The sequence below is a fragment of the Pectobacterium sp. CFBP8739 genome (assembly GCF_013449375.1).
In the GTDB taxonomy this organism is placed as follows: Bacteria; Pseudomonadota; Gammaproteobacteria; order Enterobacterales; family Enterobacteriaceae; genus Pectobacterium.
In genome coordinates, this window is sequence record NZ_JACDRR010000010.1 from 242376 (window position 1) to 254995 (window position 12620).

At 50.5% G+C, this 12620-nt stretch carries 15 protein-coding genes and 1 riboswitch; of the genes, 3 read left to right on the forward strand and 12 right to left on the reverse strand.

What is annotated here, in order from left to right; translation table 11 throughout:
* The first annotated feature begins 399 nt into the window (after positions 1-399).
* Positions 400-1299 (forward strand): LysR family transcriptional regulator, encoded by a 900-nt coding sequence (locus tag H0247_RS09545; protein ID WP_180742331.1) that lies wholly within the window; start codon positions 400-402, stop codon positions 1297-1299.
* A 63-nt stretch (positions 1300-1362) separates the two neighbouring features.
* Here the strand turns inward: H0247_RS09545 and H0247_RS09550 are convergent, their stop codons facing one another.
* From H0247_RS09550 to H0247_RS09570, 5 genes are all read right to left on the reverse strand, one after another.
* Positions 1363-1554: a YpfN family protein gene (locus H0247_RS09550; protein ID WP_015839454.1), complete on the reverse strand. Its 192-nt coding sequence runs from the start codon at positions 1552-1554 to the stop codon at positions 1363-1365.
* 2 nt (positions 1555-1556) lie between these two features.
* Complete coding sequence (locus tag H0247_RS09555; RefSeq protein ID WP_180742332.1) at positions 1557-2231, reverse strand: M15 family metallopeptidase; 675 nt, start codon at positions 2229-2231, stop codon at positions 1557-1559.
* Positions 2228-3355 carry a succinyl-diaminopimelate desuccinylase gene (gene dapE, locus H0247_RS09560; protein WP_180742333.1) on the reverse strand — a complete coding sequence of 376 codons (1128 nt, stop codon included), beginning with the start codon at positions 3353-3355 and terminating at the stop codon, positions 2228-2230. The genes H0247_RS09555 and dapE overlap by 4 nt, the downstream gene beginning before the upstream one ends.
* A 1-nt stretch (position 3356) precedes the next feature.
* Positions 3357-3734 carry an ArsC family reductase gene (locus H0247_RS09565; RefSeq protein ID WP_180742334.1) on the reverse strand — a complete coding sequence of 126 codons (378 nt, stop codon included), beginning with the start codon at positions 3732-3734 and terminating at the stop codon, positions 3357-3359.
* A gap of 449 nt (positions 3735-4183) precedes the next feature.
* Positions 4184-4891 carry an aspartate/glutamate racemase family protein gene (locus H0247_RS09570; RefSeq protein ID WP_180742335.1) on the reverse strand — a complete coding sequence of 236 codons (708 nt, stop codon included), beginning with the start codon at positions 4889-4891 and terminating at the stop codon, positions 4184-4186.
* Between the two features lie 218 nt (positions 4892-5109).
* Between H0247_RS09570 and cspE the strand changes: the two genes are divergently transcribed.
* Positions 5110-5319: a transcription antiterminator/RNA stability regulator CspE gene (gene cspE / locus H0247_RS09575; protein WP_005976270.1), complete on the forward strand. Its 210-nt coding sequence runs from the start codon at positions 5110-5112 to the stop codon at positions 5317-5319.
* Between the two features lie 100 nt (positions 5320-5419).
* Here the strand turns inward: cspE and crcB are convergent, their stop codons facing one another.
* Positions 5420-5803, reverse strand: a complete 384-nt coding sequence (gene crcB / locus H0247_RS09580; protein WP_039498794.1) for a fluoride efflux transporter CrcB — start codon at positions 5801-5803, stop codon at positions 5420-5422.
* Between the two features lie 85 nt (positions 5804-5888).
* Positions 5889-5994: riboswitch (Fluoride riboswitch) on the reverse strand.
* A 231-nt stretch (positions 5995-6225) separates the two neighbouring features.
* Between crcB and tatA the strand changes: the two genes are divergently transcribed.
* Positions 6226-6423, forward strand: coding sequence for a Sec-independent protein translocase subunit TatA (tatA, locus tag H0247_RS09585; RefSeq protein WP_039498795.1), 198 nt, complete (start codon positions 6226-6228; stop codon positions 6421-6423).
* 82 nt (positions 6424-6505) lie between these two features.
* On the opposite strand, the gene lipA is transcribed toward tatA, so the two are convergent.
* The 6 genes from lipA to mrdB form a co-directional block, all read right to left on the reverse strand.
* Positions 6506-7471, reverse strand: coding sequence for a lipoyl synthase (gene lipA, locus H0247_RS09590; protein ID WP_039498796.1), 966 nt, complete (start codon positions 7469-7471; stop codon positions 6506-6508).
* A 227-nt stretch (positions 7472-7698) separates the two neighbouring features.
* The gene (gene lipB / locus H0247_RS09595; RefSeq protein WP_180742336.1) at positions 7699-8382 is read right to left on the reverse strand and encodes a lipoyl(octanoyl) transferase LipB; all 684 of its coding nucleotides are present in this window, start codon (positions 8380-8382) and stop codon (positions 7699-7701) included.
* 193 nt (positions 8383-8575) lie between these two features.
* Positions 8576-8839, reverse strand: a complete 264-nt coding sequence (gene ybeD / locus H0247_RS09600; protein WP_005976281.1) for a DUF493 family protein YbeD — start codon at positions 8837-8839, stop codon at positions 8576-8578.
* Positions 8840-8989: 150 nt separating this feature from the next.
* Entirely contained in the window at positions 8990-10201 is a 1212-nt protein-coding gene (gene dacA, locus H0247_RS09605) for a D-alanyl-D-alanine carboxypeptidase DacA (RefSeq protein ID WP_180742337.1), read from the reverse strand.
* Between the two features lie 166 nt (positions 10202-10367).
* Positions 10368-11486: an endolytic peptidoglycan transglycosylase RlpA gene (gene rlpA / locus H0247_RS09610; RefSeq protein WP_180742338.1), complete on the reverse strand. Its 1119-nt coding sequence runs from the start codon at positions 11484-11486 to the stop codon at positions 10368-10370.
* A 13-nt stretch (positions 11487-11499) separates the two neighbouring features.
* Positions 11500-12612: a peptidoglycan glycosyltransferase MrdB gene (gene mrdB, locus H0247_RS09615; RefSeq protein WP_180742339.1), complete on the reverse strand. Its 1113-nt coding sequence runs from the start codon at positions 12610-12612 to the stop codon at positions 11500-11502.
* Between the last annotated feature and the right edge of the window lie 8 nt (positions 12613-12620).

Here is a 12620-nt window from a genome sequence, read left to right on the forward strand (position 1 = left end):
ATAATTAACAAAACAAATGAGTGCTTACGCCAGAGTCATTTGATTTTTTGTCTGCGCTATTTTTATCACCCTCAACCCGATTTATACTAACTCGTAATCCTAATGGTTTTATTCGTAAATCTGATGGGTTTATTTTATTTGTTAATGGTATTAACTCTTTCGATTTTCTTATCAATGTCTAATTGATTGATTTGGTTTGTTTAACTGAGTATTTTTACGTAATTGTTTTTTATGATTTGTGATATTTATCCAGAATGTCCATTTTTGTGAATAGTGGGCTGTGTTTGAATGGAATTAAATAAATGCGGGAAGGGTCATAAAAATGGCAGTTACTATTTTTTTTCTATTGAATTTGTTCCTTTCTTACCGGAGACTTCATTTTATTTATATAAAAACACTATGAACTTATCGATAAAACAATTACGAGCCTTTATCGCGTTGACGGAAACCGATAATTTCACGCGCGCGGCCCAGAAAATAAATCTCTCTCAGCCTGCATTTAGTTCGTTAATTGCTGGGCTGGAGGAAGAGGTCGGCTATCGGCTATTTGATCGTGATACACGTAAAGTGCAACTCAATGCTGATGGCCTCCATTTCATTGATATTGCTCGTCGGCTGGTGCAAACCCATGACGATGCTGTCGGTGAGATCAAATCGTATGCCACGGGGTACAAAGGGAAGATTGTGCTGGCGGTATTGCCGTCAATGGCGGTGGAATGGTTACCTCAGGTGCTGGCGCAATATCATCGCGCTTACCCCAAGATTAAGGTTGAACTGCTGGATACACAGTGGGATCGCTGCCTAAAGGCGGTGCTGGATGGGCGCGCCGATCTGGCCCTGACGGCAGGGCAACCGTCGCCGGGAACGTTCAGTTCTCGCATGCTGTTTGCCGACAGCTTTTATCTGATCTGCCAGAACTCGCACCCGCTGGCGCAGCGCGACAGTGTTGATGTGGCCGACGTGGCGCCATACCCGTTTGTCGGGTTCTGCAAAGGCACCAGCATCCGGCAGTACACCGATCAGCTTATCGAACCAGAAGGCTTTAACTATGTGTTGGAAGTGCGTCAGTTGACCACCATGATGGGGCTGGTAGCGGCAAATTATGGTGTGAGTATTGTGACGGGGCTGACGCTGTTCCAGTTTCAGCACAAAGACATTGCGATTATTCCGTTCCGAGATTTATCGCTACAGCGCGGTATCTATCTGGTGACGGATAGAGAACGTCAGCTTTCGGTGTGTGCGAAAGAGTTTTATGACTTTCTGCTGGAGCGGGCGGAAAGTTTTGTTCCTGCCGCGTGAGAATCCAAACCGCCCGCAGCGTGACGCTTAACTCGCGTGCTGGCGGTTTGGCGATGACCCGTATCAGGGTTTTTTCTTCGGCCAGTCGTCGTCTTCATCATCCCATTTATCGTTGTTGTCACGATGCGGGGGCAATTTGGGTTTGTTGAGCAGAAAACGCGTGTGGTCAACGTTGCGCAATTCTTTGATGCCGTTAATCAGCATGCCTATCAGGATAATCAGGATTATCCACCAGTAATCAGCCAGCCATGCCATGGTTACGCCTCATCAACATTATGAATATAACGGGTAAACAGCTGCGGCAAGTTCTGGCAAAGCCAGTGGTAGCCTGCAATATCTTCATCTTGCCAGGCGGCAAGAATGAGGTCGGGTGTAAGCTGTTCTTCCGCATACTGTGCTAATGGATAATAGCTGATATGCCAGGGTTCGACTGCGACACCGCCGAGATCGTGCGCATAAGGCCGATAAAAACCGTATTCATGCATGTGCGCGCTCAACCACGCGTTCAAGGCGGCAAAATAACCGCCTTCTTCATATTCCCACGGTTCTAGCTGGAGCGAACTGCCTGCGGGTAATAAATCGGGATCGTAGATATCGAGATCGCTGCCCCAGTGGTGGCGGCTGGATCCGGGCATGGCAGACCAGCGTAGAATTGCTTCACAGCGCTCGGCGTCGTCCAGAGCTGACACATCCAGCGGCTGGCTGTTGGCATCCATGACGGGACGTTCACCGCGAAATTTACCATTCCAGATCTGACGCTGGCGTTCAAAATCACGAAACGTGCTGGCAGGCTGTAGGTTAAATCCTGCTGTTTTTGCCGCCAGCTGTAGCGCCAGAAATGCCGTTATCGCCTCCGGATGAAGGCGATGGCGACCGTCTAATACGACCAGATGTTGGTCGCTTTTACCGGTTAACATCGCTGACGTCATCATGCGATGAGCTGCTCCATAATACGCTGGTACATGCGGCTCAGCAGCTGCAAGTCTGCCGCGCTGACGCATTCGTCCACTTTATGGATCGTGGCATTGACGGGGCCGAGTTCAACCACCTGTGCGCCCATACGAGCGATAAAGCGGCCATCGGAGGTGCCGCCATTGGTCAGCAGCTCTGGCGTAACCTCATTGTAGTGCTTGACGGCATTCACTACGGCATCGACCAATTCGCCGCGTGCAGTCAAGAATGGCTGGCCGGAAAGCTTCCAGTCAATGGTGTAATTGAGCTGGTGGCGATCTAGCAATTCTGCGACGCGCTGTTGGATTAGCGTATCCGTTAATTCGGTACTGAAACGGAAATTGAACTGCACAAACAGTTCACCGGGGATGACGTTGTTGCTGCCGGTGCCTGCCTGAATATTGGCAATCTGCATCGTGGTTGGTGGGAAGAAATCATTACCCCGATCCCACTCGGTGGCGATCAGCTCGTTCAGCGCTGGTGCCGCACGATGAACGGGGTTGTCTGCCAGATGAGGGTAGGCTACGTGCCCCTGTACGCCGTGTACGCGTAGGTTCGCCGTGATAGAACCACGACGGCCATTTTTTACCACATCGCCCACAACATGCGTACTGGACGGTTCACCGACCAGACAGTAGTCAAGGCGTTCATTGCGTGCCATCAGCGCCTCAACCACTTTTACCGTGCCGTTAACGGCGCTGGCTTCTTCGTCCGACGTAATCAGGAACGCGAGACGCCCTTGGTGATTCGGGTGAGCGGCGACAAAGCGCTCGGCGGCAATCACCATCGCGGCCAGCGAACCTTTCATATCCGCGGCACCGCGACCGTACAACATACCGTCACGGATGATCGGCTCAAACGGCGGGTGCTGCCACTGGCTTTCATCCCCGCTGGGAACCACGTCAGTGTGTCCGGCGAAGGCCAGCGTTTTTCCTGTGCCGCGCCATGCCCAGAAATTTTGGGTATCGCCAAAATCCATTGCTTCGACGGTAAAGCCCATCGCCGTCAGGCGTTCAATCATGAGTGCCTGGCAGCCCTCGTCGTTCGGGCTAAGGGAAGGGCGTTTAATTAACTGTTGAGCGAGCTCTATGACTGGGCAAGACACGTTATTGGTTCTCCGCAATAAATTTCTGGTAGCTGTCGATACTGAATCCAAGCAGCGCGTTGCCGTCATCGGTAATCAGCAACGGTCGTTTAATCACCGCTGGCTGTTCCAGCATTAGGTTTTTGGCTGCCTCTGCGCTGTCGTGGGTATCGCTGTTGATTAATTCGCGCAGCTCCTCACTGAGTTTACGCCAAGTCGTTCCGCGTGTGTTGAGTAAGGCCTGAAACCCCAGTTGGTCGATAAAACGCTGTAGCTGCGGTTCATCCAGACCGTCGGCACGGTAATCATGGAAGCGATACGCCACCTGTTGATCGTCCAGCCAGCGGCGCGCTTTCTTTATGGTGTCACAGTTTTTAATGCCGTACATGGTCAGCGTCATAGGGGTAAAATCCTTTCTGCTTATTGGGTTGCATGACGATCGCTGTTCTCGACAGCGCGATTTACTCGGGCAATAGCTCAGAATGCCGAAAAAGAGCGGGGAGATCTACTGTGAACCATGTAGCAAAAATGATTGCCTGTCTGTTTTTTGTACTTAAAAGGCTTTTTTTTGATTAAAAAGCGTGCGTATAATATATCGCCGTTAATTACTAAGAGGTTTGTATGGTAGAGGTAGAAGTAAGCACTTGGAAAGATTTTATTGAAGCAATGTTAGGCAAATAATAACGAAAAGCACTGTTAGTCATTGCATACCAGGAATAAAATCATAAGAAAAAGCAGTATTGAGTCTCTCAATACTGCTTTTTTTCTATCCAAAAAGGGGAAACTTGAGTAAATAAAAGAGGGTATTATTAAGCTTGCGAACGAAATCCATTTTATTCAATTAATTCATTATGATGATTGGTTAAGCGCAAATTTCGCAGCGGCAATCGCGTGAAGTTTGCTGGTGTCAAAAAGAGGAACTGTCGCATCTTGGGTACTGATTAACAGCGGGATTTCCGTACAACCCAGAATGATGCCTTCCGCGCCTTGCTGTTCAAGCTGCTGGATAATGTCCCGATAGACCTGCCGCGATGCGTCATTAATGTTCCCCAGACAAAGTTCGTCGTAAATGATGCGATTAACGATCGCTTTTCCCTCATGGTCGGGAACGACTACCTCCACGCCAAATCGTTCCTGAATGCGCTGACGATAGAAATCCTGCTCCATCGTATAGCGGGTTCCGAGCAGGCCGACTTTCTTCAATCCGTGCTGTTTCAGGCTGGCACCGGTAGCATCGGCAATATGCAAAAGAGGAAGCTGGCAGGCTCGTTCAACGTCATCGGCTACTTTATGCATGGTGTTGGTACAGATGACGATAGCATCCGCTCCCGCCTGACGTAATCCCACCGCGATATCGCCGAGGACGGCGGCTGACTGCTCCCAATCACCTTGCGCTTGTAATCGTTCGATCTCGTGGAAATCGACGCTGTGCAGGATGATTTTGGCGGAGTGCAGGCCGCCAAGTTGGCCTTTCACATACTCGTTGATCATGCGGTAATACGGTATGGTTGATTCCCAACTCATTCCCCCGATCAGACCCAGCGTTTTGCTTATCATGGTGCTTTCCTTCGATATCATAAAAAGTGATGAATCGGCCCGAACCGAGCGCTCTGTGTTCTGCATCGGGTTAAAATAGGGTAGTGAAGTCGTCCGGTATATCTTTTTAGCGACTTTTATCACTTTTTATCCAACTTCAACTGGACAAAAGGCCAATCTATTGTTGTACTGTACCTGACACAGATTTTGTGTCTTTCATTCATGTAAAGGTAAGTTTGATGTCTAAGATTAAAGGTAGTGTTAAGTGGTTTAATGAGTCCAAAGGCTTCGGTTTCATTACTCCTGAAGATGGTAGCAAAGACGTGTTCGTACACTTCTCTGCCATCCAGAGCAATGGTTTCAAAACTCTGGCTGAAGGTCAGCGTGTAGAGTTCGAAATCACTGACGGTGCCAAAGGTCCTTCTGCTGCTAACGTTAACGCTATTTAATTATACCGATTTCGTGAAAAACCCGCCTAATGGCGGGTTTTTTTTGCTTCATTTTCCACGTGCTATCAATTTTCACGTGCCATCAATTATCAAAAAAGTATCAGTGCGTTGTTACCCACGTAACTAGAGCAAACGCCAGCGCGGTCATCAGTAACGATCCCGCCAGATTCAACATCACGTGCAACCCCGCCGCTGCCAACTGCCCGCTTTGCAGAAACATGACAACCTCCGCGGAAAAGGTAGAAAACGTTGTTAGGCCGCCGCATAGCCCAGTGGTAATCAACATTTTCCAGCCTTGATCGAGATGAGGATGGCGCAGGAAGAAAGCGAGGGCGCCGCCAATCACAAAGGCCCCCATCAAGTTGGCAAGTAAGGTACCCAGCGGTAGCGTTGGGTGCAAATTATTAAACTTCATTCCGAGCTGCCAGCGTGCCACGCTACCGACTCCGCCACCAATAAATACCGCGAGTAATGTGCTAAACATAGAAATCTTTCCTGAATTATTTGTGCTTAGGGCGTTTTTGCCATCTCGAAGAGTATCGGGCAGGACGCTACGCCCTCTCTGCGAGGTGGACGTAGACATCATTAGCCAAGTGGCGGTTGTACCCTGTCGTTCAGTCTGCCAGCGTTTTTGGTGGCATTAGGGTAGGGAGGAATGTCATCTCCTTTTTGGAGAGAAAAGTTTACGTCGTCGGACAGTTTTTTTGTAGTGATACCGAGAGGAAAGTTGTAAACCAATCTGAATACGTGCGAAAGCGCTTTTCCCGCGTCTTACTTTGTTACAGATGCGAATTGTGTCCTGCTGCATAAGGTCTTAGATAGAGGACATAGGATATAAAGCATTTTTTCGACAAGAATAGTCTCGCTCGCTGGCGTCTCCAGCATCTGTAAATCAGGTAGGTTTGTATGGAAGGTATCAGTATTGCCAAACTGTTGGTGATTGGCGCATTAATCATCCTGCTGTTCGGTACGAATAAACTTCGTAGCTTAGGCGGTGATTTGGGCGCGGCGATTAAAGGCTTTAAAAAGGCGATGAATGACGATCAACCGGCAAAAACGGATGATACCGCAGCGCTGCATGATTCCTCTCGTAAAGAATCCTGATTGCCCATCACACAACAAAACGGACGGCTATTGCCGTCCGTTTTTTATCCCATACAAAAGATGTGTAAAAATGTATGAGCGCTTATTTTACTTCGATGCCTTTTGCCTGTAGGTCGGCATGGTAAGACGAGCGAACAAATGGGCCGCATGCTGCGTGGGTAAAGCCCATCGCCATCGCTTCCGCTTTCATCTCATCAAATTCATCTGGGCTGACGTAACGCTGTACCGGCAGATGATGGCGGCTAGGCTGTAAATATTGTCCCAGCGTCAGCATCGTCACTCCGTGGCGGCGCAGGTCGCGCATGACTTCCACGATTTCCGCATTGGTTTCTCCCAATCCAACCATCAGGCCAGATTTGGTCGGGATATCCGGATGCGCGTTTTTGAAGTTCTCCAGCAGCTTCAGTGACCACTCATAATTCGCGCCAGGGCGAACCTGACGATAAACGCGCGGTACGTTTTCCAGATTGTGGTTGAACACATCCGGTGGCGTGGCGGTCAGGATCTCTAACGCGCGATCCATACGACCGCGGAAGTCTGGCACCAGCGTTTCGATGCGGATATTCGGGTTTTTACGACGAATAGCGCTAATGCAGTCCGCAAAATGCTGTGCTCCGCCGTCACGCAGGTCATCACGGTCAACCGAAGTGATCACAACGTAGCGTAAGCCCATGTCATGGATAGTCTGAGCCAGTTTCTCAGGTTCGTTGGCATCTGGCGTAAGCGGGCGGCCGTGGGCGACGTCACAGAACGGACAGCGACGAGTACAAATGGCGCCCAGAATCATGAAGGTGGCGGTGCCGTGGTTGAAACATTCCGCCAGATTCGGACAGGACGCTTCTTCGCAAACTGAGTGCAACCCGTTTTTGCGCATAGCCGCTTTGATTCCCTGAATACGGCTCGAATCTGCCGGAAGTTTAATCTTCATCCATTCAGGTTTGCGCAGAAGCTCTTGGCGTTCGGTAACGACAGTACGTACCGGGATTAGCGCCATCTTATCGGCATCGCGGTATTTGACGCCGCGTTCGATCTGAATCGGTTTACTCATGTTTGCGTAAGTTCCAGTTCTGAATCGTTTCTTTAAATTTGTTATCCAAATTCAAAGGATTATGTTTTTGGTTAAACTTTTTTTTAAAAAACTCTAAAAATTATATCATCTTGCCTAACCACAATCAGCCTTTGCGCGATCAAAATGAATAAATTATGTGAATAAAATGTAATCTATCAAGACGCGATAGTCTAACCAGTTGATTTTCATCGACAGGATGAAACTTGTTAACTAGGAAGCGGCTCACCTTGTATGTCCAAATTCCACGAAATAAACTCGGGTGCGGAATAGCCAACTTGCTGTAAAAAGGTGTTCACTAGCACGGGAGCGGTGTCATCCAGCGTGACGCCCGCCATCAGATCACTGATTTGCGTCATTTCCATCCCCGCGTAACCACATGGGTTGATACGCAGGAAAGGAGAGAGGTCCATCGCGATATTGAGCGCCAGTCCGTGGAACGAGCAGCCTTTGCGAATACGCAGTCCCAGCGAGCAGATCTTACGTTCGCCCACATAAACGCCGGGCGCATCTGGGCGCGCATGGGCGTCAATATGGAAGTGCGCCAGTGTGCCAATCACGGTATTTTCAATCGCAGTGACGAGCTGACGAACGCCAAGCTTACGGCGCTTCAGATCAATCAACACGTACATCACCTGCTGGCCGGGGCCGTGGTAGGTCACCTGGCCGCCTCTGTCGCTCTGAATGACGGGAATGTCACCGGGCATGAGGACATGTTCGGCTTTTCCTGCCTGACCTTGTGTGAATACGCGGGGATGCTGAACCAGCCAGAGTTCGTCTGGGGTATTCTCATCGCGCCGGTCGGTGAAATTATGCATCGCCAGAGAGACGGGCTCATACGGCTGTACGTCAAATTGGCGTACGATGATCTTATCCTGTAGCACGTGTGTCATCTTCAGGTTAAGGAAAGGTCGGAGGATTATAACGGCGGGAGGCCTCAGCGAACAGCACTATGCAAATTATGGAGTGCAAAACGTGGGTGGCACAAAACTACGCACGATAATTATGGCATCACAAAACTATGCCGTGCTCGCTAATTTTCCCGCTCGTTCTTTTTATTGCGTGATTCTTACAGAACCCTATGCTTTACAGAACCATGCGCACGATGTCGATATTGCCCAGCTCTTCGTACAGCGTTTCCACCTGCTCAATGTGTGTCGCAGTAATGGTGATGGAAACGGAGTGATAATTCCCTTTGCTGCTGGGTTTGATCTGCGGCGTGTAGTCGCCTGGCGCATGACGTTGTACCACTTCAACGACCAGATCGACCAACTCTGGTTTTGCCTCACCCATGACCTTGTAGGTAAAAACACAGGGGAATTCAAGCAGTTCGTTTAATTTGGTTTTCATTTGCGCTCCAGAGAGGGTAATACGTCGGCATCATCCCGACGGTATTAGCACTGACATCAGTACATTATACTAAAAAAGCATAACTCCCGCGTTCTGCGGGAGTTATAGATGCTATCTATGTGGGGGCGTTTTGGCCCCACACAAGAGGGCTTAGCCGAACCAGTGATGGAACATCAGTTTGATGTAGTCGATCATACGGCCAAAAATCCCGCCTTCTTTCACTTCGTTCATGACCACCAGCGGACGCTGGTCGATCGTTTTGCCATCCAGTTGGAAATTGATGGAACCCACAACCTGATTTTTCGCTAACGGCGCGTGCAGTTCCGTGTTGTCCAGAACATAGCTGGCCTTCAGATCTTTCATACGGCCACGTGGAATGGTCAGGTAGGCATCTTTCTCAACGCCCAGCGCCACGCGGTCACTGTCACCAAACCAGACCGGCTCAGAAGCAAATTCTTTGCCTGCTTTCAACGGCGCAACGGTTTCAAAGAAGCGGAAGCCCCAGGTCAGCAGTTTTTTACTTTCTGACTCGCGCCCTTTGGCATTACGTCCGCCTAATACCGCTGAAATCAGACGCATCTGACCTTCTGTTGCCGAGGCGACCAAGTTAAAGCCGGCTGATGCTGTATGACCCGTTTTGATACCGTCAACATTCAGGCTGGAATCCCACAGCAAACCGTTACGGTTAGGCTGACGGATATTGTTGAACGTGAACTCTTTCTCTTTGTAGGTCGCGTATTCTTCTGGCACATCGCGGATCAGCGCCTGACCGATCAGGGCCATATCACGCGCCGAGCTGAACTGGCCCGGTGCATCAAGACCGTGCACGGTTTCAAAATTGGTATTTTGCAGCCCCAGCGCTTTCACGTAACCGTTCATCAGGTTAACGAAGGCATCCTGACTGCCGGCAACGTAGTCGGCCATCGCGACGCAAGCATCGTTACCGGATTGCAGGATAATACCGCGGTTTAATTGGGAGACGGGAACACGATCGCCCGGCTTCAAGAACATCAGGGAAGAGCCCTGGAAGGTCGGGTTGCCGGTTGCCCAGGCATCTTTACCGACGGTAACGATGTCGTTCGGGGTGATTTTTCCTGATTTAATGGCTTGACCAATGACGTAGCTGGTCATCATTTTCGTTAAGCTGGCCGGATCGCGGCGCGTGTCGGCATTCATTTCGGCCAACACTTTCCCAGAGTTGTAATCAATCAGGATGTAGGATTCAGCATCGATTTGCGGAACGCCGGGGATCATCGTTTTGAGATTGATATCTTCGGCATAGGCAAAGGAAGTGGCACTAATGGCGAGCAGTGCGCCAAGCGCAGTACGCTTAGTAAAACGAGACGTGTTTACAGTATTCATGATTGGAACAACAACATCCGTGGGTATGAGTTAAAAAACGAGCCACACTATAGCAGATGGGGAATAGGCAGGCATCAGGCATTACGTTACGTGATTTTGCAACAGGGCGTTATGTTCAATGTCATAGCCACCGCTTTTGCATGGTGAGCCTGCCGATTATCCGTGACTAGAGGGTGCCGGGTGCGGCGGTAATAAACGACTGCTGTTGAGCTTCGACTGACAAACGTTGTTGAAGTTCAGCGGCTTGCTGACGATTCTGGAATGGCCCTAGCTGGATGCGGTACAGCCCGCCGCTCGCTGTGACTTTACCGGCTACGCGGAAACGTTCACTCAGGCTGCGCTGCCAGGTTTGTGCGCGCTGCTGATCGCTCAGCGCACCGACCTGAACCACATAGTGACCTGTTGTAGACGGTGTCGTTGTGGCGGACGCGGCAATGGCCGGTGCGGGTGTGATGCTCAGTGGCGCAGCGGATGAGGACGGCGTTGCCGCTGGCGCGACGCTGGTTTCAATCACGCCAGGGCGCAAAGCGGAAGGGGCTCCCAAAAAACCACCGCTGTGTGACGTTGCACCGCTTTGCGGCTGTGTATTTTCAGCTGGCACGCTCAGGCTACTATTACTGATTGGGCGAACGGCGTTGTTCGGCATGGGTGATGTGGTTTCCATCATGGGTGTACCTAGCCCGCTAGCGCCGAAACTCGGGCGTTCTGGCAGGGCGAAACTTTGCTTCGCGACGGTGGTGCCCACAGTCCCAGGGCCGGAGAGCGTGCCGTCTGGTGCGACGTTGATGAAATCCACTTTCACTTTAGTATTGTTAGAGATGTTCAGTCGGTCGCCTGCGGCTTTCGACAGATCAATAATTCTACCTGGCATATACGGCCCGCGATCGTTCACTCGAACAACCAGACGACGGCCGTTGCTCAGGTTGGTGACACGGACATAGCTTGGCAGCGGCAGCGTCGGGTGGGCGGCGGTGATCGCGTTCGGATCAAAGGTTTCGCCGATTGACGTACGGTTACCGCTGGCTTCTTCGCCGTACCATGCGGCTAAGCCGGTCTCACTAAAGTTTTGCGGATCTTTGACAATTTTATAGGTCTTGCCTTTTACGTTGTAGTCTTGCAGCGTTCCCTGATTGTAGGGTTCGTAGCGGGGTTCCGCGCCGCCGATCTCTTCGACAGGGCCGCTATAAACCTGAGTTACAGGTGGTGCTGGCTGCCGCTGCTCCGTCGTGGTACAGGCAGCAAGCGCCAGAGTCGCTACGCCGATCCAAAGCCAATCCTTACGCATTGCTCACCTCGTGTTATAAATTCTTGGATAACAGTTTGCGGTGAGTATGTATCGACATGACGATACCGAATCCCGCCATTAAAACGACCAGCGCCGATCCGCCGTAGCTGATTAGCGGTAGCGGCACGCCAACAACGGGAAGTATACCGCTGACCATCCCGATATTGACGAAAACATAGAAAAACAGAATGAGCATCAGCCCACCGACCATCACGCGGCCAAACGAGGTTTGTGCATTAGCAGCAATAACCAGACCGCGCATAATCATAAACAGGTACATCGCGAGCAGAATCAAAACGCCGATTAAGCCGAGCTCTTCCGACAACACGGCAAAGATAAAGTCGGTGTGGCGTTCGGGTAGAAACTCTAACTGAGACTGTGTGCCGTGCAGCCAACCTTTTCCTGATAGTCCACCAGAGCCTATCGCAATTTTCGACTGAATAATATGGTATCCGGCGCCAAGTGGATCGCTTTCTGGATCGAGCAGCATCATCACCCTTGCACGCTGATAATCATGCATCAGGAAAAACCAGAGTATCGGAATAAACGCGGCGACCAGCAGAACGGCGACACCAATCAAACGCCAGCTCATGCCAGCGAGGAAAAGTACAAACAGCCCTGATAAGGCAATCAATATCGAGGTGCCCAAATCCGGCTGTGCGGCAACCAGCAGCGTAGGGACAAAAATCAGAACCAGCGCGATCGCCGTATTTTTTAGCGACGGTGGACACATATCACGATTGATAAAACGGGCAACCATCAGCGGTACGGCGATTTTAGCAATTTCCGATGGTTGGAAACGGATAAAACCGAGATCCAGCCAGCGTTGAGCGCCTTTACTAATCTGTCCGAAAATATCCACAATGAGCAGCAAAATCACGCAAAAGACGTAAAGGTAGAGCGCCCAGCCCTCATATACGCGGGGAGGGATCTGCGCCATCACGATCATCACGGTCAACCCCAGTATGATTTGAACGACTTTTCTCTCCATCATACCGATGTCTTGCCCACTGGCGCTCCATAGGACAAACAGGCTATAGCCTAACAGCGCCAGAATGCAGAAAAGAAACGGGAGGTCGATGTGGATTTTTGCCCAGAAGGATCCCTTTTGTTGGCTATCGGTCATGGCTGTCT